Origin of the sequence: Brevundimonas sp., assembly GCF_046299595.1 — a bacterium.
Lineage (GTDB): Bacteria > Pseudomonadota > Alphaproteobacteria > Caulobacterales > Caulobacteraceae > Brevundimonas.
Window position 1 is genome coordinate 1,098,138 of the sequence record NZ_JBKBHQ010000001.1, and the last position, 19,563, is coordinate 1,117,700.

22 protein-coding genes are annotated in these 19,563 nt (G+C 68.0%); 12 read left to right on the top strand and 10 right to left on the bottom strand.

Features of this window, described 5'->3' with window-relative positions; translation table 11 throughout:
- Positions 1-470 precede the first annotated feature (470 nt).
- The 3 genes from ACK4E3_RS05495 to ACK4E3_RS05505 all read right to left on the bottom strand — a co-directional run bounded on the left by ACK4E3_RS05495 (position 471) and on the right by ACK4E3_RS05505 (position 2,847).
- The gene (locus ACK4E3_RS05495; RefSeq protein ID WP_409697489.1) at positions 471-1,013 is read right to left on the bottom strand and encodes a hypothetical protein; all 543 of its coding nucleotides are present in this window, start codon (positions 1,011-1,013) and stop codon (positions 471-473) included.
- A complete protein-coding gene (locus ACK4E3_RS05500; RefSeq protein ID WP_409697492.1) occupies positions 1,010-1,765 on the bottom strand; it encodes a hypothetical protein in 756 nt (251 codons plus the stop codon). Before ACK4E3_RS05500 ends, ACK4E3_RS05495 begins: the two co-directional genes overlap by 4 nt.
- A gap of 119 nt (positions 1,766-1,884) precedes the next feature.
- Positions 1,885-2,847: an IS1595 family transposase gene (locus ACK4E3_RS05505; protein WP_409697495.1), complete on the bottom strand. Its 963-nt coding sequence runs from the start codon at positions 2,845-2,847 to the stop codon at positions 1,885-1,887.
- A 123-nt stretch (positions 2,848-2,970) separates the two neighbouring features.
- On the opposite strand from ACK4E3_RS05505, the gene ACK4E3_RS05510 reads away from it, so the two are divergent.
- The 3 genes from ACK4E3_RS05510 (at position 2,971) to ACK4E3_RS05520 (ending at position 4,919) form a co-directional block, all read left to right on the top strand.
- A complete protein-coding gene (locus ACK4E3_RS05510; RefSeq protein WP_409697498.1) occupies positions 2,971-3,387 on the top strand; it encodes a hypothetical protein in 417 nt (138 codons plus the stop codon).
- 2 nt (positions 3,388-3,389) lie between these two features.
- The gene (locus tag ACK4E3_RS05515) at positions 3,390-3,587 is read left to right on the top strand and encodes a helix-turn-helix transcriptional regulator (RefSeq protein WP_409701102.1); all 198 of its coding nucleotides are present in this window, start codon (positions 3,390-3,392) and stop codon (positions 3,585-3,587) included.
- Positions 3,588-3,662: 75 nt separating this feature from the next.
- Positions 3,663-4,919, top strand: coding sequence for a potassium/proton antiporter (locus tag ACK4E3_RS05520; RefSeq protein WP_409697500.1), 1,257 nt, complete (start codon positions 3,663-3,665; stop codon positions 4,917-4,919).
- Between the two features lie 6 nt (positions 4,920-4,925).
- Here ACK4E3_RS05520 and ACK4E3_RS05525 read toward each other — a convergent pair whose 3' ends face one another.
- From ACK4E3_RS05525 to zwf, 4 genes are read right to left on the bottom strand one after another with little or no spacing between them, the layout of a single operon-like run.
- On the bottom strand, positions 4,926-5,831 hold the full coding sequence (locus tag ACK4E3_RS05525) for a glucokinase (protein ID WP_409697504.1): 906 nt from the start codon (positions 5,829-5,831) through the stop codon (positions 4,926-4,928).
- Positions 5,828-7,636 (bottom strand): phosphogluconate dehydratase, encoded by a 1,809-nt coding sequence (gene edd, locus ACK4E3_RS05530; RefSeq protein WP_409697507.1) that lies wholly within the window; start codon positions 7,634-7,636, stop codon positions 5,828-5,830. The genes ACK4E3_RS05525 and edd overlap by 4 nt, the downstream gene beginning before the upstream one ends.
- Before the next feature lie 9 nt (positions 7,637-7,645).
- Positions 7,646-8,344: a 6-phosphogluconolactonase gene (locus tag ACK4E3_RS05535; RefSeq protein ID WP_409697510.1), complete on the bottom strand. Its 699-nt coding sequence runs from the start codon at positions 8,342-8,344 to the stop codon at positions 7,646-7,648.
- Positions 8,337-9,812, bottom strand: a complete 1,476-nt coding sequence (zwf, locus tag ACK4E3_RS05540; RefSeq protein WP_409701105.1) for a glucose-6-phosphate dehydrogenase — start codon at positions 9,810-9,812, stop codon at positions 8,337-8,339. Before zwf ends, ACK4E3_RS05535 begins: the two co-directional genes overlap by 8 nt.
- A gap of 179 nt (positions 9,813-9,991) precedes the next feature.
- Between zwf and ACK4E3_RS05545 the strand changes: the two genes are divergently transcribed.
- Positions 9,992-10,426 carry an Hsp20 family protein gene (locus ACK4E3_RS05545; protein WP_409697513.1) on the top strand — a complete coding sequence of 145 codons (435 nt, stop codon included), beginning with the start codon at positions 9,992-9,994 and terminating at the stop codon, positions 10,424-10,426.
- 115 nt (positions 10,427-10,541) lie between these two features.
- On the top strand, positions 10,542-10,796 hold the full coding sequence (locus ACK4E3_RS05550) for a DUF1150 family protein (RefSeq protein ID WP_409697516.1): 255 nt from the start codon (positions 10,542-10,544) through the stop codon (positions 10,794-10,796).
- Positions 10,797-10,841: 45 nt separating this feature from the next.
- Here ACK4E3_RS05550 and ACK4E3_RS05555 read toward each other — a convergent pair whose 3' ends face one another.
- From ACK4E3_RS05555 to ACK4E3_RS05565, 3 genes are read right to left on the bottom strand one after another with little or no spacing between them, the layout of a single operon-like run.
- Positions 10,842-11,438: a Smr/MutS family protein gene (locus ACK4E3_RS05555; RefSeq protein ID WP_409697519.1), complete on the bottom strand. Its 597-nt coding sequence runs from the start codon at positions 11,436-11,438 to the stop codon at positions 10,842-10,844.
- A gap of 3 nt (positions 11,439-11,441) precedes the next feature.
- Positions 11,442-11,720, bottom strand: coding sequence for a helix-turn-helix domain-containing protein (locus tag ACK4E3_RS05560; protein WP_409697521.1), 279 nt, complete (start codon positions 11,718-11,720; stop codon positions 11,442-11,444).
- A 32-nt stretch (positions 11,721-11,752) separates the two neighbouring features.
- Entirely contained in the window at positions 11,753-12,286 is a 534-nt protein-coding gene (locus ACK4E3_RS05565; protein WP_409697524.1) for a DUF2975 domain-containing protein, read from the bottom strand.
- Between the two features lie 720 nt (positions 12,287-13,006).
- Here ACK4E3_RS05565 and rdgB point away from each other — a divergent pair.
- The 7 genes from rdgB to ACK4E3_RS05600 all read left to right on the top strand — a co-directional run bounded on the left by rdgB (position 13,007) and on the right by ACK4E3_RS05600 (position 19,563).
- Positions 13,007-13,609 carry an RdgB/HAM1 family non-canonical purine NTP pyrophosphatase gene (rdgB, locus tag ACK4E3_RS05570; RefSeq protein WP_409697527.1) on the top strand — a complete coding sequence of 201 codons (603 nt, stop codon included), beginning with the start codon at positions 13,007-13,009 and terminating at the stop codon, positions 13,607-13,609.
- Positions 13,602-14,738, top strand: coding sequence for a radical SAM family heme chaperone HemW (gene hemW / locus ACK4E3_RS05575; RefSeq protein WP_409697530.1), 1,137 nt, complete (start codon positions 13,602-13,604; stop codon positions 14,736-14,738). Before rdgB ends, hemW begins: the two co-directional genes overlap by 8 nt.
- A gap of 45 nt (positions 14,739-14,783) precedes the next feature.
- On the top strand, positions 14,784-15,671 hold the full coding sequence (gene rsmI, locus ACK4E3_RS05580) for a 16S rRNA (cytidine(1402)-2'-O)-methyltransferase (RefSeq protein WP_409697534.1): 888 nt from the start codon (positions 14,784-14,786) through the stop codon (positions 15,669-15,671).
- The gene (locus tag ACK4E3_RS05585) at positions 15,668-16,048 is read left to right on the top strand and encodes a YraN family protein (protein ID WP_409697537.1); all 381 of its coding nucleotides are present in this window, start codon (positions 15,668-15,670) and stop codon (positions 16,046-16,048) included. The genes rsmI and ACK4E3_RS05585 overlap by 4 nt, the downstream gene beginning before the upstream one ends.
- Positions 16,048-16,860, top strand: a complete 813-nt coding sequence (locus ACK4E3_RS05590; protein WP_409697540.1) for a transglutaminase family protein — start codon at positions 16,048-16,050, stop codon at positions 16,858-16,860. Before ACK4E3_RS05585 ends, ACK4E3_RS05590 begins: the two co-directional genes overlap by 1 nt.
- A gap of 78 nt (positions 16,861-16,938) precedes the next feature.
- Complete coding sequence (gene gshB / locus ACK4E3_RS05595) at positions 16,939-17,886, top strand: glutathione synthase (protein WP_409697543.1); 948 nt, start codon at positions 16,939-16,941, stop codon at positions 17,884-17,886.
- Positions 17,887-17,970: 84 nt separating this feature from the next.
- On the top strand, positions 17,971-19,563 hold the full coding sequence (locus tag ACK4E3_RS05600) for a YifB family Mg chelatase-like AAA ATPase (protein WP_409701108.1): 1,593 nt from the start codon (positions 17,971-17,973) through the stop codon (positions 19,561-19,563).

Genomic DNA, 19,563 nt, shown 5'->3' on the forward strand with positions numbered 1-19,563 from the left:
ACGGCAGGGGCAATGTCAGGCATTTTGTGCAAAATGTCGTGTTTACAGGCGTATGTATATTTGACAAACCCTGCCTTTGTGGGAAGCTGCCCCTCTATCGGAGGGAGGGTCGGAATGCTGAACCCCACACAGGACGCGTGTAAGCGGGCTGCAGATTTGCAGCGAGGCTCATTCAGCGAGGGCTATGAAAGCGGAACTGTGGCGGACGAGCGGGCCGTGGCGGTCGCCACCGTCCATGCTCGCCAAGACATCGTTCTGATCTATTCGATGCTCACGTCGTGCCACGAGCAGAGCGTCATAATCTCCCGGGGAGTCTGGGCGCTGGTAGCTATCGGCCTTCTGATTCTTTGGCGTCTGGCTTAGGCGCACCCGCCACCTTCCGCACCTTTTCCTCAAAGGCGGCTTCGTCCTCGTCGCACTCTAGCTCGCGGGCTAGGTCGCGGAACTTGTTGGGCTGTGGCTTCGGGGCGTCATTCACCAGGGTTCCTCCACAAATCCCCCTGCGCCGCTTCTGTGGGCACTAGGCAGTCAGATAGCCCGCGCACCTTCATTCCAAGCCGCTCCGCCAATCTTCCTTGGTTGCCGTCATCCGTGAAGAACGTTGAGGCGCCCTCTGTATGAGCGATAGCGACAATCTGCCTGTCGTATTTAACCTTGGCCTTTGTGCCGACCATAAGGTCGTTCTCGGCTGCTCCGACTGTGGAATGACCAGCCATGATGGCTACCTCAATCGCGGCCTTCTCATCAAAGGGTACGATCCGAAATGCCTTCGACGCGCGCATAATCTTGACGTAGCTTTGACCTGCGACGACGCCCGTGCGGACCATTATTTCGCTCAAGGCGGGGGTGCCCACGATGACCTTCGCGGAGGCTTTTTCTAGCTCCGCAATGAGGCCCTGAACTCTCTCCTTAGCGAAACTGATTTGCTCGCCGTTCTCGTCAAGCGGCGTCAATACAGTTCCAGCAGGGGCGAAAAAGTAGAGCAAGAACGTGGAGTCGACGCCAACGATCAATGCGGCTCTCCTTCGTCGCGGCGATCCGCCATGAGATCACCCCAAGGGTCGCGGATAGCACTCAGCCCGGAGGGGATCTCACGGAGGCGTTCGATGACCTCAGAAAGGCTAGATCCGTCTACCGGCTCATGGGTCTGGATAGTGAATTTCTTCATCACCCACGCCCCAGATTCCTCGCGCTGCCAAACCGCGACCCCATCAAGTTTGCGCTCCTCACCCCAATAAGGGGCCAGCTGCTTGGCCAGCGCTTTGGATGCGGTGCAGGCATACACAACATCGCCAGTATCGACGTGAACTGGAACGTTCGAGTCGGCAAACGACTTGCCGCCCAAACCTTGCAAGGTTCCAACAATCGATCCGGGCTGCTCGACTGCCGCTATCTCTATCGGTTTTGGCGCTCGCACACCGGGGAACTTAAGTATTTGAGCGCCGGTGCGGTCGTCACCCCAAGAGGCAAAGGTGTTATCCAACACCAGTTTCTTATTGATCGACCGATATGCGTTTAGCGCCTCCGCTGGAGCAGTGCCGTCTAGGATGCTGGAGGTGCGTTGCAGGACTTTCGGAAACGCACTGTGCTCCACCTCATGGATTAGCTGAACGCAGCCGTCTTCGAGCGCCACGAAATGGACGTGCGCTTTTTCTCCTAACATGGTGGCCAGCTCGGCCATGTATTCCGCCAGTCGGCCCATCGGAAGGCTGTCAGGCTGGAAGCCGTCGATCTTAAATCTCAGCCGAATGGAGTCATGTGGCATGGGCCGTCCTCCCTCCTGAGCGTGATACGACGGGACTTCCTAAATTTTAGGCGCCAGCGACTCGCCCGTAAAGCGATCATTTCCACCGCGCACCACGCCACTTCCCCAAGCGCGGCGATTTAGGCCCTGACACCAGTCGTTTCGTAGGTGAGGCGCTTGCCGACGATACCCCTAAGCGCGCGTTCGGCCCGTTCCACGTCCTCACAGCCTAGAGCCGAGCGGTTGGAATAGCGGAAATCAAACTCGGCCATGTAGCGGTGCAGATGCTTCTTGGAGCAGTGCTGATAGACGCCGCGCATACCGCGCTTGAAGATGCTGTAGTAGCCCTCGACGGTGTTGGTGTGGATGGTCGGCGCGCCGGGGCGCACATACTCGTCCTTGCCGTGCTTGACGCTTTCATGCCCCGCGAAGGCGCGACCGGGCTGCTTGTAGTGGTGGGCCTCGTCGGTCATCAGCACGGCCTCACGCGCGATGTTGGCCTCAAGGATCGGGACGATGGTTTCGACCTTGAAGTTGTCCACCACGAAGGAGCGGGCGCGGCCAGTTTCGCGGTCGATAAGGGACAGGACGCGGTTCTTCTTGTGAGCGTCCTTGCGGCCCGGCCTCGCACCCGGCTCACGACCGATGAAGGTTTCGTCCGCCTCGACCATGCCGCCGCCTTGGCCGAAGGGCGCCAGATCGCCCGAACGCATGGCCTCGCGGATGCGATGGGCCAGGAACCACGCGGTCTTGTAGGTGACCTCCAGAGTGCGCTCCAGCTGCTTGGCGCTGATGCCCTTCTTGGACGAGCACATCAGGTAGATGGCCTGAAGCCACTTGTGCAGGGGAAGGTGGCTTTCCTCAAAGATGGTGCCGACGCGCACGGTGAACTGCTTGCGGCAAGAGGCGCACTTTTTCAGGCCGTGGCGCTCCACGCCTTCCGGGTTCTTCTTGCTGGCCTTCGAGCGAACGCCCTTCAGGTCATAGACCTTACCGACCACGCCACAGTGAGGGCAGGACGGCTCGCCTCCCCAGATGATGCCCTCAACGAACGCGAAGGCGGCGGCTTCATCATGGAAGTAGGGCTTGGACAGAACGGACACGGCGCAATCTCCTTATGCGCCTAGGATATCAGGCCCTGTGGGTTTGTCAAATACATATATGCCTGTTTACATGACATCATGCATATGTCATATGAACCTTACATTTGGTCAGGAGAACTCGACATGCCCCACACCTCGCACGCCAGCGCCCACGGCGCGGACACCCACGCCGCGCACCGGCGCTACATCCTTCGCACCTTTGCCTTCATGGGCGGCTATGTGGCCCTGATGATGCTGGTGATCACCGGCGCCGTCGAGATCACGGGCACGCCGTTCGCCTGGGCCTTTGCCCTGGCCGTGGCCGCGCCGGTCGCGGGCCAGATCTGGGCCACCTTGATGCTGATGCGCGATTCGGACGAGTTCGTGCGCGCCGTGACGGCCAAGCGCTTCATCCTGGCGGCGGGCGGTGCCATCGCCCTGTTCTCGGCCTGGGGTTTTCTCGAAACCTTTGCCTCGGTCCAGCACGCACCGGGCTGGCTGGTCTATCCCCTGTTCTGGGCGCTCTATGCCGCAGCCACGCCTCTGGTGCGCAGTTCGTGATGATGAAGAACCGTCTCAGGGTGCTGCGGGCCGAACACGCCATGACCCAGGCTGATCTGGCCGATCGCATCGGTGTCTCGCGTCAGGCGGTCAATGCGCTGGAAGTGGGCAAGCACGCGCCCTCCCTCGATCTGGCCTATCGCATTGCCGCCGCCTTCAAGGTGCGCGTCGACGAGGTGTTCGAGAACCCCTACGCCTGACGCATACCCCCGCCACATGAGCGGCAGGTCCAGACGCCGCTTGCCATAAGCCATGGCTTTAACGCACATGAGGCCATGGCTGCCTTCCCCACATCCGATCTGGCGATTCTGGCCCTGGCCATGCTGCTGGTGGCCACGGTCATGGCGGGCACCCTGTCGAGCCGCTTTGGCCTGCCCGCCCTGCTCGGCTTTCTGGCGCTGGGCATGTTCGCAGGCTCGGAAGGTCCGATCGGCATCGAGTTCGCGAACTATGGCGCAGCCCAGTTCATCGGCGTCATCTGTCTGATCTTCATCCTGTTTTCGGGCGGCATAGATACCAAGTGGTCGCTGGTCCGGCCCATGGTCTGGCCTGCCCTGCTGCTGGCGACGGTGGGCGTGGCCGTCAGTGCGGGCGTGGTGGCGCTCGCCTCCATGCTGCTGCTGGGCTTCAGCCCCCTTCAGGGCTTCCTGCTGGGTGCCGTCGTCGCCTCGACCGATGCGGCCGCCGTCTTCGCCGTGCTGCGCGGCAGCGGTCACGGCATCCGCTCGGACCTGACCGCCCTGATCGAGCTGGAGTCCGGCTCGAACGATCCCATGGCGATCTTTCTGGTCGGGGCGGCGCTGATGCTGATCATCACGCCCACCCTCAGCCCGGCGGCGCTGATGCCTGCATTTGTCTGGCAGATGGCAGCGGGCGCGCTGGTCGGCTTCGTGATCGGCTGGGCCCTGCCCGAGCTGCTGCGCCGCTCAGAGTTGCGCTTTGGCGGCCTTGCGCTGGTGGTGTCGATCGCAGCGGCGCTGCTGGCCTATGGGCTGGCGGCCAATCTGGGCGGCAACGGCTTTCTGGCGGCCTATGTGGCGGGGCTGGTGGCCGGGAACCGCCGCCATCCGCAGAAGAAGAACATCAGCCAGTTTCAGGACGGCGTGGCGTGGCTGGCGCAGGTTGTCATGTTCCTGGCGCTGGGCCTGCTGGTCTTTCCGGCCGAGCTGGTCGCCGTGGCCGGGCCGGGGCTGGCGGTCACCGTGATCCTGATGTTCCTGGCGCGCCCGCTGAGCGTGTTCATCTCTCTGGCACCGTTTCGCCAGTTCGACTGGCGCGCCAAGGCGTTCGTGTCCTGGGCGGGGCTGCGCGGGGCGGTGCCGATCGTGCTGGCGACCTTTCCGATCGTGGCCGGCGTTCCGGGCGCGCGGACCATCTTCAACATCGTGTTCTTCGTCGTGCTGATCTCGAGCATCATCCAGGGGCCGAGCCTGCGCTACGTGGCGCGCAAGCTGGGCGTGGCCACCCGCGAGATCAGGGACGGGCCTGAGGATCAGCCCGACGGCGATGTCCGGCTGGAAGGGCACTCCTGACGCCGCCTAGCCGCCCTCTCGTCGCGACAGAATGGCCGCGCCGCGCAGCGCCGCATCATCCGCCGTGACCAGCCACAGCGGCACCTCGCGCACATAGTCGCCAAGGCTTTGCCGATCCTCGAAGCCGCGCCGGATCGCACCGATGGCCTCCAGCCTCACGATCCGGGGCAGGACACCACCGCACAGCCACACGCCGCCGCGCGCGCCCGTCACGAGCGCAAGGTCGCCGCAGGTGCGCCCCAGGCTCTCGCACCATTCGCTCAGACTGCGCGTGCTCTCGCCCTCTCCCGCCAGGGCGGAGTCGATCAGCGCGCGCGCGCCGAGCCTCCGGCCCGTGCGCACCCGGTGCCACAGGCCGAGGCCATCGCCCGAAAAGACATCCTCGATGGTGGACGCGCGGCCCAGCACATCGACAAGCCCCCTCAGGGTGTCGGCACCCAGCGCCGCATGGGCGTGGCCGGGCTCCAGGGCGATGATGGCCTGCGCCGTCACCAGAGCACCGCCAAAGCCGGTGCCGATCCCCAGTGCCAGACGCGGACCCTGGGCCGCCTGCGGCCCGCCAAGGTGGCACAGGTCATCCGCCGACAGGGCATCGAGCCCGGCCGCCTGGGCCACCAGATCGTTGACGAGGCGCGCCCGCCCAAAGCCTGCCACCTCAAGGTCCGCCTCGCGCCATACCCAGTCGCGGTTGGTCATGCTGACCTCACCCTCGCGCACCGGACCGGCCACGGCGATGACCGCATCGAGCGCGCGCGCCTGCTGTCCGTGGTCCGAGAGCCAGCGCAAAAGGACGTCTTCGGGCGAGGCGAAATCGTCGGCGCGATAGCGGGCTGCGTGACGCAAGCCACCCGCCTCATCGGCCAGGGCGAGGCGCACATGGGTGCCGCCCACATCGCCGACCAGCGCCGTCATGGGGCGAACAGCACGCTCGCGCCCTTTTCGGCTGCGCTGACGGTGCTGCGCATGGAGGCGAAAAGCTCGCGCCCGAGGCCGGGGCTGAAACGCGGCGCGCGGACAGGCTCGCGGCTCATGAGGTCGGGCACTTCCAGTTCCAGCACCCCGGCCTCGGCATCGAGGCGGGCGATGTCGCCATCGCGAATCCGTGCCAGAGGGCCTCCGTCCAGCGCCTCGGGCGAGAGGTGGATGGCGGCGGCGGTCCGCCCCGATGCGCCCGACATGCGCCCGTCGGTGACGAGGGCCACCTTGAAGCCGCGCTCCTGCAAGACAGCCATGGGCGGCGACAGGCTGTGCAACTCGGGCATGCCGTTGGCCTTCGGCCCCTGGAAGCGCACCACGATGACCACATCCATGTCGAGCCGGCCTTCGCGAAATGCGTTCAGGAAGCTCTCCTGATCGTCGAACACCCGCACCGGTGCGCGCACGCTGCGGTGCTCTGGCCGGACCGCCGAGGTCTTGATGACGGCCCGGCCCAGATTGCCCTCGACCAGCCGCAGGCCCCCCGTGGCCGAGAAGGCATGATCGACACCGCTGACGATCTCGGGGGCCAGAGAGCGCGCCGTGCCCTCGCGCCATTGCAGTTCGCCGCCCTGCAGCCAGGGCTCGCGGGTGTAGGCCGACAGATCGCCGTCGGCCACCGTGGTCACATCCCGGTGCAGCAGGCCCGCCTGCAACAGCTCGCGCGTGATGAAGGGCAGGCCGCCGGCGGCAGCAAAGGCGTTCACGTCCGCCTCGCCGTTGGGATAGACCCGCGCCATCAGGGGGGTGACGCGCGAGAGCGCATCCATGTCCGACCAGTCGACGATCAGGCCGATGGCGCGCGCCATGGCGATCAGGTGCAGCGTGTGGTTGGTCGAGCCGCCCGTGGCCAGCAGGCCGACGATGCCATTGACCAGCGCGCGCGCGCTCATGACCTCGCCCATGGCCGCCGTGCCCTCGCGCGCCAGTGCCACGGCCCGCCGCGCCGCTGCCCGCGTCAGGGCTTCGCGCAGGGGCGTGCCCGGATTGACGAAGGCGGTGCCCGGCAGATGCAGCCCCATCAGCTCCATGAGCATCTGGTTCGAGTTGGCCGTGCCATAGAAGGTGCAGGTGCCGGGGCTGTGATAGCTGGCGATCTCGCTCTCCAGCAGCTCATCGCGGCTGACCTTGCCCTCGGCATAGAGGGCGCGCACCTTCGCCTTCTGGGCGTTGGGAATGCCCGAGGGCATCGGGCCTGCGGGAGCGAAGATCACCGGCAGGTGTCCGAACGCGGCCGCCCCCATGAACAGGCCCGGCACGATCTTGTCGCACACGCCAAGGCACAGGGCGCCATCGAAGGCATCGTGCGACAGGGCGATGGCCGTGGACATGGCGATCACGTCGCGGCTGAACAGCGACAGCTCCATGCCGGCGCGGCCTTGGGTGACGCCATCGCACATGGCCGCGACGCCCCCCGCCACCTGGGCCGTCGCCCCTTCGCGCCGGGCCTCGTCCCGGATCAGGGTCGGATAGGTCTCCAGCGGCTGATGGGCCGAGAGCATGTCGTTATAGGCGGTAATGATGCCGATATTGGGCGCATCGGTGGCGCGCGCGCGCAGGCGGTCGCCCACCTCGACACCGGCAAAGGCGTGGGCCCAGTTGGCACAGCTGAGCCGGGCGCGGCCCGGCCCCTCGCGGCGCGCGGCGGCCATGTTCTCCTCGTAGGCGCGGCGGGAATCGCGGCTGCGCGCCTCGATGCGTGCAGTGACCTCGGCGAGGGTGTCGTTCAGCGAAGCGGCCATGGCAGGCTCTTACTCCTCGTCCAGATGAAGGCAGATCAGCGGCGCACCCGTGCGCTTCAGCCCCGCCCTCAGTGCCGCCAGCGGGCGCGAGGCGGGCTTGCCCGCAAGCTCGGCCTCCAGCACCCGTCGCTTGGTGCGGCCGCGCGTGATCAGCACCACGCGGCCCGCGCGCATCATCCAGCCCATGTTCAGCGACAGGCGCGCCACATCAGGCATGGGCGTGGCCACCTCTACCCCGGCACAGCCGGGCGGGGCCTCGGCGTCGATCAGGGCGGGAAGGTCCGGGTGGCCGGGAAACATCGACAGGATGTGGCCATCCTCGCCCATGCCTATCAGGGCCACATCGAGCCGCCCGCCAAGGGCCGACAGGCGCGCATCGGCCCGCGCGGCTGCGTCCTCCAGCGTGCCTTCCGACCACAGGCCGATGAGATCGCTGCCCGCCAACGCGCCATCGATCAGGGTTGCGCGCACCATGGCCTCATTGCTGCGCGCGTCCGATGGCGGCACGAAGCGCTCGTCGGTCAGGGTGATCACGGCGCGGTCCCCGCCCAGGCCCTCGCGCGCAAGGGCCTGGAACACGGGCTTCGGCGTCGAGCCACCGCACACCGCCAGGTGCGTAGGGCCGCCTCCCGCCAAGCCATCGCGAATCCGGTTGCAGGCGGCCCGCACCCAGTCGCTCTCGCTGTCCAGCAGCGTAATGTCAGTCATGCCACTCACGGCCGTCGCGCTCCATCAGGGCAAAGGCCTGGGGCGGACCGGAAGTTCCCGCGGCATAGGGCACGGGCTCCAGCCCCGCCTCGGCCCAGGCGCGCGCCACCGCATCGATCCAGCCCCAGGCCGCCTCGGCCTCGTCGGCGCGCACGAACAAGGTGGAATCGCCGTTGATGGCATCGAGCAGCAGTCGCTCGTAGGCGATACGGCGGCGGCCTCCGGCCTCGGCCAGCAGGGTGCGGGTCAGGGACAGCTCGACGCGGCTGAGGCGCATGCGGCGCTCCAGGCTGGGCGCCTTGTTCATCATGGTGAGCGAGATGTCCTCATCGGGCTGCAGGGCGATCACCAGACGATTGGCCGCCATGTCGCCGCGACCGCGTGCCTCGAAGATCGAGTGGGGCACGGGTCGGAACTGGATCACGATCTCGGTGCGCTTGCCGCCCAGCCGCTTGCCGGTGCGAAGATAGAAGGGCACGCCCGCCCAGCGCCAGTTGTCGACATGGGCCTTGAGCGCCACGAAGGTCTCGGTGCCGCTGGCCTGACCGCGCTCGCTCTCGTAGCTGGGGGCCCGTTCGTCGCCGACCAGGCCCTCGACATACTGCCCGCGCACGCTGCACGCGCGCGCCTCGACCGCCTGCAAGCCACGCAGGCAGCGCAGCACCTTGACCTTCTCGTTTCGCACCGCGTCCGGTTCGAGACTGGAGGGCGGCTCCATGGCCACGAGGCACAGCAGCTGGAGCATATGGTTCTGCACCATGTCGCGCAGGGCGCCATACTCGTCATAGTAGGGCCAGCGCTCGCCCACGCCCTGGGTCTCGGCCACGGTGATCTGCACATGGTCGATGCTTACGCTGTTCCACAGCGGCTCGAAGATCGCATTGGCGAAGCGCAGGGCGATCAGGTTCTGCACCGTCTCCTTGCCCAGATAGTGATCGATGCGAAACACCGCCGCCTCGCCGAACACCCGCGTCACGCGCGCGTCGATCTGGCGGAAGGTGTCGAGATCGCGGCCCACCGGCTTTTCGATCACCAGGCGCGCGCCCTCGCCGTTCAGCCCCGCCGCGCCGATGGCCTCGGTGATGGGGGCGAACAGCGAAGGCGATGTGGCCAGAAAGTGCAACGGCCGCGCGCCCTCGCCCAGACGCTCGCCCAGCAGGGCCAGCGCCTCAGGATCGGTGGCGTCGCACGCCAGATAATCCAGACGCGCGGCAAAGCGGGCGAAGGCGTCCCGATCGAAGCTGTCGCCGTGGCGCTGCTCGATCGCTTCGCGCACGCGCCCGGCAAAGGCCTCGCGGCTCTCGCTGGAGCGGGCCAGCGCAATGACCCCGAAGCCCTCGGGCAGCAGGCCGTCCCGGCACAGGTGATAGAGCGCGGGCAGCAGCATGCGCATGGACAGATCGCCGCCGCCGCCAAACAGCACCGCATGGGTGGCGGCCGGAGAGTGCACGTCATCATTTCGGGTCATCGCCCTCACCATGCCCGTCGCCCGCGCACCGTCAAGCGCGCGCAGGGGCACTGAAAGACAGTGTGAAGACGCAGCCGTGCCCTTGATCCGCAGGCCCGGCCATCCCAGATCAGGCTCGTGCGGCGCAGCCATGACGGTGCGCTGCACATCTCCGGTCGCTTTTTCCAAGGGCCCGCACCATGACCAATCGCCCCGTGCTGTTCGACAGCCCCTTTCTGCTCGGGTTCGAGCAGACCCGCGCTCTGATCGACCGCGCCGCCAAGGCCGCAGCCGAGAGCTATCCGCCCTACAATGTCGAGAGCCTGACCGGTGCCGACGGCGGGCCTGGGCGCGTGCGCATCACGCTCGCCGTCGCCGGGTTCTCGCCGGACGATCTGTCCGTGACCATCGAGGGCCGCCAGCTCGTCATCAGCGGCAGGCGCGAGGGCGGCAGCGAGGGCGCGGGTGCCTATCTGCATCGGGGCATAGCCGCGCGCGGCTTCGTGCGCACCTTCGTGCTGGCCGATGGGCTAGAGGTCGATCAGGCCCGACTGGAGCATGGCCTGCTGCACGTCGATCTCAGCCAGCCCGAGCCCGTCTCGCGCCAGCGCTCCATTCCGATCACCACGGGCTGATCGGTAAAATAGCCTTTGCAAACATTGATCTGGCGCAAAAGAGGCCTCGCCGCAGCGGCGCGGGGCGAAACTCTATGGCCTGCGCACACGTTCCTTCTCGTGAGGAGATGACATCATGACGGCCACCATCAGCCGCGAAGACCTGGCCGAGCTCGGCGCGCCCGAGCTGGTCTATGTGCGAGAGATCAAGGCGAGCGAGCTACTGGGCAGCCACGAGATCCGCAACACGCGCGGGATCGACCTCGATCCCGAACAGACACTCTATGCCGTGCACAGCGCCGATGGCGAGTGTCTGGCGGTCATGCTCGACCGCGACACCGCCTTTGCCACGGCCATCGCCCACGAGCTGGCTCCGGTTTCGGTACACTGAACAGGCGCACCGGGCAGGCGTATCGGGCAGGCGCACGATGCGCCGCTACTTTTTCCGCTTCAAAGTGACATAGGTGGCACCCTCACCGCCATGGCGGCGATGGGCAGGGCCATGGCCCGCCACGATGGGGCGCAGGCGCTCTGACGAAAGCCACTCGGGCAGGGAGGCGCGGATGATGCCGCCTCCCGCGCGCCCATGGCCAGTAATGATCAGCACCGTGCGATGCCCGCGCGCATAGCTGCTGCTGAGAAACGCCACCACCGCATCCTCGGCCTGAAAGCGTCCATAGCCATGCAGGTCGATGCGCGCCTCGATGGGATCGCGCTCGCGTTGCACGCGGCGGGCGCGGTTGGGCTCGATCACCTGCGACGGCGGCTCGCGGGCTGGCGCGCTGTTTGCCAAAGTTTTGGCCGTGGTTTTGGCCGAAGTCCTGGCGGGCGTCCCTGACAGGCCCATGCCCGGCGCTGGCGGTGCGCTCCCGGCCCGGGCCTTGGACGGTGCACGCTCGGCAGGAGGTTCGGGTGCAGGCTCGCTCTCGCTGCTCGACAGCAGCGCCTGCTTGAGGCGGCGCGCTTCCAGAGGCGTCACGCTGCGCGCGATCTTCTGCCACAGCCGCCGGTCCTCCGGGCTCAGTCGGCGCATGGCTCAGGCCTCCGCCTCGCGCGTGTCTGCCGGTGCGCCGGCATCGTCGGATGGGTCTGCCATCGCCTCCGGCAACGGGCCGGGCACATGGGTCAGCAGATCGCCCGGCTGGCACTGCAGCTCGCGGCACAGGGCCTCCAGGGTGGAAAAGCGGATGGCGCGCGCCTTGCCGGTCTTGAGGATCGACAGATTGGCCAGGGTGACGCCCACGCGGTCGGCCAGCTCGGTCAGCGACATCCGCCGCTCCAGCAGTATCTGATCCAGGTGCACCCGAATGGCCATGATACGCACGCTCCCTCACTCACGCCCGACGCTCAGATGGTCAGGTCGGCTTCCTGGCGCAGACGCGCGCCCTCGCGAAACACCTCGGCCAGGACGAACACCACCAGCACCGAAAAGACCGGCGTCAGCAGCTCGGTCACGCTCTGGCTCTCGATAACGCCGGGCGCAAGGCGCAACACCAGGGCGCGCACCACCCAGACCCCGACGGTGATCAGAACCATCACCGCGCCGATCTCGCGCAGGCGCCGCACGTTCTCGCTCTGGAACGGATCGCCCAGCGTCAGGGTGCGGAAGATCAGGCGCAGCCGGTGCAGGATCGTGGCGAAACCGCCGAAATAGGCCGCGCTGGCCCCGAGGCCCAGCAGCACCAGCGCCCGCGTAACCGCCACCTCGCGCAAGCCCCCCGCATCGTCGACCTGCACCGTCAGATTGTCGAGGGGCACGAACATGGCCGCCACAAAGCCCACCGCCAGCACCAGCGTCAGCAGGCCCAGCACGATAAAGGCCACATCCAGCGCCACCTTCAGCAAGGTGGAGACAGATCCCGGTCCCAGTGCGCGCATCATGCCTCGTCGTTTCCTGCGGGGCGCATGAAAATGAGCCGCCCCGTCCGCTGCAGGGCGGACATGCGATTGTCACCTGAAACAGATTGATAAAGAAATGGGGCCGGATGCACACGTTTGTCATGAGCGGGGCTCACGTCGGCGGCACTGCGCAAGAGGGGCTCCGGCCCGGACCCCCGGCGCTCATGCTCGCCCTGGCGGCAGGATGGGGCGCAAGATGCGCTCATCTGCCAGCCGCTCAGAACGACTGCACGAGAATGGCGATCACCGCCATCGGCATACCCGCCAGCAGGAAGGTATTGAGAAAGGTGTGACCCACCTTCTCGACCACCATCGTCATCTTCATCGCTTTCATGTCCGTATCCTTTCGTGATCCGTGAGCGCCCTTGAGCGTCTCTTTGCTGAGGCGCCGTGTTAAATCGCTGTAATCCTTGGCGATCAGGAGCAGCGCGCCTGCCGCTTCCCAAGGTCATTAATACGCCCGGGGCCCTTGCCGGCCAACTAAATTTATCGATAAACGATATTAAACTTTGGCAATGGATTACAGCCCTGAAAGGCCGGAGCCCAAAGCCTTCCCCGCCAAGGTCGCGGAGCGCGCGCCAGGGCCACGCGCACCCTGGTCCGCACCCCGAAAGCAAAAAAGATGCGTGCCTACGTCCACATTTGCGCCACAATTCCGTAATGCAGCACGACACGCAGCAACCTTCTCACCCAAGGACACCCATGCCTCTCAGGCTCGAACCCGGCACCCGCCTCGTCGCCGCGACCCACAATCCGGGCAAGGCGCGCGAAATCTCGGCCCTGCTGGACGGCCGCTTTCAGGTCGTGCCCGCGTCCGAACTGGGCCTTGGCGCGCCCGACGAGACCGAGAACAGCTTTGCGGGCAATGCGCTGCTCAAGGCCCGCCACGCCGCCCGCGCCACGGGCCTTCCCGCCCTTGCCGATGACTCGGGGCTTTCGGTCAGGGCGCTCGATGGCGCGCCGGGCATCTTCTCGGCCCGCTGGGCGGGGCCGGATCGCGACTTCGCCCTCGCCATGGCCCGCGTCGAGCAGCGGCTGGACGAGATTCACGCGGCGGACCTGTCGGCCTGGTTCACCTCATGCCTGTGCGTTGCCTGGCCAGACGACACGGCCCTGGTGGTCGAGGGGCGCGTGGATGGCGAGCTTGTCTTTCCCGGTCGTGGCGAGCGCGGCTTTGGCTACGACCCCATCTTCCGCCCCGAGGGCGAGACCCTGACGTTCGGGGAGATGGAGCCTGAGCGAAAGGATGCCATGAGCCATCGCGCCCGCGCCTTTGCCCGGCTGAAAGAGGCGCTGTTTGACTGAGGCGATTGCCCTTTACGTCCACTGGCCCTACTGCGCGCGCATCTGCCCCTACTGCGACTTCAATGTGGTGCGCGCACGTGGGCGCGAGGGCGAGGCCGAGGTGCTGTTCGAGGCCATCATCGCCGACCTCGCCGCACAGGCCGCCCTGGTCGGGCCGGGCCCGCTGGCCAGCATCTTTCTGGGCGGGGGCACGCCCTCACTGATGAGCCCGGCCCATGTCGAGCGCCTGATCGATGCGGCCACAAGCCATTTCAGCGCCACGCCCGATCTGGAGATCAGCCTGGAGGCCAATCCCACCGACGCCGAGACGGCCCGGTTCCGCGCCCTGCAAGGCGCAGGCGTCAACCGCCTGTCGCTGGGCCTGCAAAGCCTCGATGATGAGGCGCTCGTGCAGCTCGGCCGCAACCACAGCGCCGGCGAGGGACTGAGGGCTGCCGAAGTGGCACTGGAGGTGTTTGACCGCGTCTCGGCCGACCTGATCTATGCGCGCCCCCACCAGAGCCTTGAGCAGTGGAGCCGCGAGCTTGAGCGCACCGTGGCGCTCGGTTTCGAGCACCTGTCGCCCTATCAGCTCACCATCGAACCCGGCACCGCCTACGGGCGCATGGCCTCGCGCGGCCAGCTCATCCCGCCCGGCGAGGACATGGCGGCGCAGTTCTTCGAGCTGACCCAGAGCCTGCTCTCAGCCCGCGGCTTCGAGGCCTACGAGGTCTCCAATCACGCGCGCGGCGCGGGCGCGCGGGCGCGGCACAACATGCACGTATGGCGCGGCGGTGCCTATATGGGCATCGGCCCCGGTGCCCATGGCCGGCTCGCGCTGGAGGGCCGCACCGCTACCCTCACCCACCGGGCGATAAGGGATTATGTGGAGGCGGCGCGCGAGGGCCCGGCCTTTGCGCAGGTCACGGCCCTGTCCGACGCCGATGCGGCCGAGGAGCGCGTGCTGCTGGCCATGCGCACGCTCGAGGGCGCGCAGCTTGCCGATCTGGAGACGCTGTGCGGATCGCCGGTGCCATCGCTGGCACCGCTTGTGGACGAGGGCTTTCTGCGCATCGAGGACGGGCGCGTGATCGCCACGGGCAAAGCCCGCCCGGTGCTCGATGCGGTCATGGCGGCGCTTCTGGCATGATCATCCGCCCTTGAGTGGCGGCGCGCGCGCTGGCAGCGTGCACCCATGAGCCGAACCCCGGACCCCGACGCCCTGCGTTTCCCCCCGCCCCGCCCGGTCAGCGCCGGGCTCTATATCGTGGCGACGCCGATCGGGAACCTGCGCGACATCACCTTGCGGGCGCTGGACGTGCTGTCGGTCGCCGACATCGTGCTGGCCGAGGACACGCGCGTGACGGGCAGGCTGCTCAGCGCCTTCGGGCTGAAGGCCGGGGTGTGGCGCTGCGACGATCATGTGGGTGCCGCAAAGGCCGAAGAGGTGATCGCGCGCATCGAGGCCGGGGCCATCGTCGCTCTGGTGTCCGATGCGGGAACGCCGCTGATCTCCGATCCGGGTTATGTTCTGGTGCGGGCGGTGGCAGCGGCGGGCCTGCCTGTCCATCCGGTCCCCGGAGCCTCCAGCCTGACGGCGGCCCTCAGCGCGGCGGGCCTGCCCAGCGACCGCGTGCTGTTCACCGGCTTCCTGCCGACCAAGAGCGCCGCGCGCATCCGGGCGCTGGAGGCCCTGAGCACGACGCCTGCCAGTCTCGTCTTCTTCGAAAGCGGGCCACGCCTGCGCGCCAGCCTGTCGGACATGGCCCGCACACTCGGTCCGCGCGAGGCGTGCGTGGCGCGCGAGATCACCAAGCTGCACGAGACCTTCGAGCGCGGCACCCTCGATGATCTGGCCGTGCGCGACAGCCTCGATGCGCCTAAGGGCGAGATCGTGGTGATGGTCGCACCCCCTGCGCGCGGCGAGGGCGAGGTGCCGCCCGAGGGCGAGATCGACGCCGCCCTCAGCGAGGCATTGCAGGACAACGGCCCCTCCCGGGCCGCTGCCGAGGTTGCCGCGCGCCTCGGCCTCGAGCGGCGTGCGCTGTACCGGCGGGCTCTGGCGCTCAAGGCGGGCACATGAGCGGGCGCGCAGGCGCATCGCGCGGGCATCGCGCCGAGTGGTGGGCAGCGGCATGGCTCGTGCTGAAGGGCTATCAGATCCTCGGCTTTCGCCTGCGCCCGCGCGCTCGCGGCACATGGGGCGAGATCGACATTCTGGCGCGTCGCGGCGGCGTGCTGGCCATCGTGGAGGTCAAGCAGCGGCGCACTCTGGACGAGGCGCTCGCCTCTCTCGGGCCTGCCCAGCGCCAGCGGCTGATGAGCGCGGCGGCGGCCCTGGTGCGCAACCGTCCGGCGCTTGCGCGGTTGAACCTGCGACTGGACATGATCGTCATGGCGCCGGGCAAGCTGCCGCGGCACCTGCGCAACCTGATCGCCGACGAGGGCCTAGCCATCTGATGACTCCCGAGGATGCCCGCGCCACGCTCGACGAGGCCGCCAGCGTCGGCGGTGCGGACTTTCCCCTGCTCGATGCGGCCATCGCCTGTGCCATCGACGACTGGCCCTGGCGCGAGAGCGCACCTGTGCGCGCGCTGGTGGACAACGGCATCGCCCAGCTGCGCAGCCGCCTTGGCGAACTGGCACCCGACGAGGCCCTGGCCGAGACCCTCGCGCTGGACCTGCGCCTGACCGGCGAGATCCTGCGCCTCGACGATCCGGGCCAGACCGACATCATCGAGGTATGCGAGCGCAGGCGAGGACAGCCGGTGATGCTGGCCACGCTCTATGTGCTGATCGGACGCGGGGCGGGCCTAGAGGTCAGCGGTATCGACTTTCCCGGCCATTTTCTGGTGCGGGTGCGCACCCCCGAGGGCATCACCGTCATCGACCCCTTCATCGAAGGACGCGAGGTCGGGGCGTCCGAGCTGACGCGCCGGGCCCTGCGCGCCGGGCTCCTGCCCCATGTCGCCGACCGGCTGGATCGCCTGACCGCCAGTGTCTCGCCTCTGGCCATGCTGGTGCGGATGCAGAACCTGATCTTTGCCCAGGCCATGAACCACCGCGATCACGAGCGCGCCGAGCGGGCCGCCCTGCGCGTGGCGCGCCTGACCCCTTCAGACTATCGGCCATGGCTTGACGTGGCGGCCGCGCGCGAGCAGCAGGGCGCGCTGAGCGGTGCGCTTCAGGCGCTGGACGAGGCCCATCAGCGTGGGGGTCGCGCCGTGCCCCATGGGCCGCGCAGCGATCAGGTGCGCCTGCGCCTGAACTGAACCTGCTTGCGCGCCACCTTGCGCTGGCCGCCCCGCGCACCCGATATAGGCCCCGCACCCCTTTTCAGGATCAGGCCCTTGCCCCTCAAAGTCGCCATTCAGATGGACCCGATCGAGCACATCGCCATCGCGTCCGACACCACCTTCATGCTGGCGCTGGAGGCGCAGGCGCGTAGTCACGAGCTGTTCGTGTACGAAGTCGGATCGCTGGCGCTGGAGGACGGCACCCTCACGGCCTCGGTCCGCGCGGTGCGTCTGCGCGACGAGCCGGGCCGCCATGTCGAGGCCGAGCCTGCGCGGCGCGTCGATCTTGGCGGGATGGACGTGGTGCTGATGCGCCAGGATCCGCCCTTCGACATGGCCTATATCACCGCCACCTATCTGCTCGAGACCATCCATCCGCGCACCCTGGTGGTCAACGATCCGGCCCATGTGCGCTCAAGCCCCGAAAAGCTGTTCGCCACGCGCTTTGGCCAGTTTCACCCGCCCACCCTCATCAGCGCCGATCCCGAGGCCCTGGCCGATTTTCACCGGCGCCACGGCGACGTGATCCTCAAGCCCCTGCACGGGGCGGCGGGCTCGGGCGTCATCCGCCTCAAGGCCGATGATGCCAACCTCGGCGCCCTGATCGAGATTCACGCCCAGGTCTCGCGCGAGCCGTTGGTCATGCAGGCCTTCATCCCGGCGGTGGTGAAGGGCGACAAGCGCATCATCCTCGTGGACGGCGAGCCCGTGGGGGCCATCAACCGCGTGCCGGCCGACGGTCAGGTGCGCTCCAACCTGCGCGTGGGCGGGCGTGCCGAGGCCGTCGAGCTGACCGACAGCGACCGCGCCATCTGTGCCGCCATCGGCCCGGAGCTGTCGCGCCTTGGCCTGCTGTTCGTCGGCATCGACGTGATCGGCGAGCACCTGACCGAGATCAACGTCACCTCGCCCACCGGCGCGCGCCAGCTCAAGGCCTTTGGCGGGGGCGATGCCGCCGCGCGGCTGTGGGACGTGATCGAGGCGCGACGCGCGGCGCGCTGACCGCACGCGCTTGCCAAGCCCGCCAGTTCGTGTTTTGTTCCTTTTTGCGCGGGCCCCGATGATGGGGCGCGCCGGGGAGGAATGATGGTCGCGCGCGTGATCACACTGGCGTTCGAAGGGGTCGAGACCCGGCGCGTGGACGTCGAGGTCCAGCTTCTCTCCAGCCAGCAGCCCCACTTCGCCATCGTCGGCCTGCCCGACAAGGCCGTGGCCGAGAGCCGCGAGCGCGTGCGCGGCGCCTTTGCAGGCATCGGCCTGGCCTTTCCGCCCCAGCGCATCATCGCCAATCTGGCACCTGGCGATCTGCCCAAGGAAGGCAGCCACTTCGACCTGCCCATCGCGCTCGCCCTGCTCGCGGCCATGGACATCGTGCCGCGCGATGCCCTGATGGAGTGGGCGGCGGTGGGCGAGCTGGGCCTCGATGGCCAGATCAACGCCGTGGGCGGCGCCCTGCCCGCCGCCGTGGCCGCCGCGGCCATGGGCCTCGGACTCATCTGCCCGGAGCCGAACGGACCGGAAGCGGCGTGGGCCGGTCAGAGCCCGGTGCTGGCGCCGCGCTCGCTCATCGGCCTCATCAATCACTTCAAGAGCAGCCAGCGCCTGTCCACGCCTGCGCCCGGCGCGGTGCGCACCGGCGCGCGCACCACCGACCTGCGTGACGTGCGTGGTCAGGAGAGCGCCAAGCGCGCGGTCGAGGTGGCGGCGGCGGGCGGCCACAACCTGCTGCTGATCGGCCCGCCCGGCTCGGGCAAGTCCATGCTGGCCGAGCGCCTGCCGGGCCTGCTGCCGCCCCTGACGCCGCCCGAGCTGCTGGAAACCAGCATGATCTGGTCGGTGGCCGGGCTGATCGAGCGCGGGGCTCTCACCGACGAGCGGCCCTTTCGCACGCCCCATCACTCGGCCAGCATGGCCGCCCTGACCGGCGGCGGGCTCCGCGCCAGGCCCGGCGAGGCGTCTCTGGCGCACAACGGCGTGCTGTTCCTCGACGAACTGCCCGAATATTCGCCCCAGGCGCTCGATTCGCTGCGCCAGCCGCTGGAGACCGGCGAGATCGTGGTCGCGCGCGCCAATGCCCATGTGCGCTATCCCTCCCGCTTTCAGCTCATTGCCGCCATGAACCCGTGTCGCTGCGGCTATGGCGGGCTGGGCAAGGGGGCCTGCGGCAAGGCGCCGAGGTGCCAGCGCGACTATCAGAACCGCATCTCGGGGCCGCTGTTCGACCGGATGGACCTGATCGTCGATACGCCGCCTGTCACCGCAGCGGACCTGGCCCTGCCGCCCGCGCCCGAAGGCAGCGAGCAGGTCGCCGCGCGTGTCGCCCACGCCCGTGCCGTGCAGGCCGAGCGCGGCGCGGCCATGGGGCTGGCGGCCCACCAGTGCCTCAACGCGCGCCTCAGCGGGGCGGCCCTTGATGCCATCGCCGCACCCGACGAGCGGGGCCGCGCCCTGCTGATCTCTGCGACCGAGGCCGGCCAGCTCAGCGCCCGCGGCTGGGCACGCACCTTGCGCCTGTCGCGCACCATTGCCGATCTTGAGGGCTCCGAGACCATCTTGCGCCGCCACATCGCCGAGGCGCTCAGCTGGCGGCGCGTGGGGCCGGGCGAGGGCAGCCATCCGCACGGCGGGGAAGGCACGAACACCTCGCGCGGCACAGCCCTCGGCGTGCCGAACTTCTGA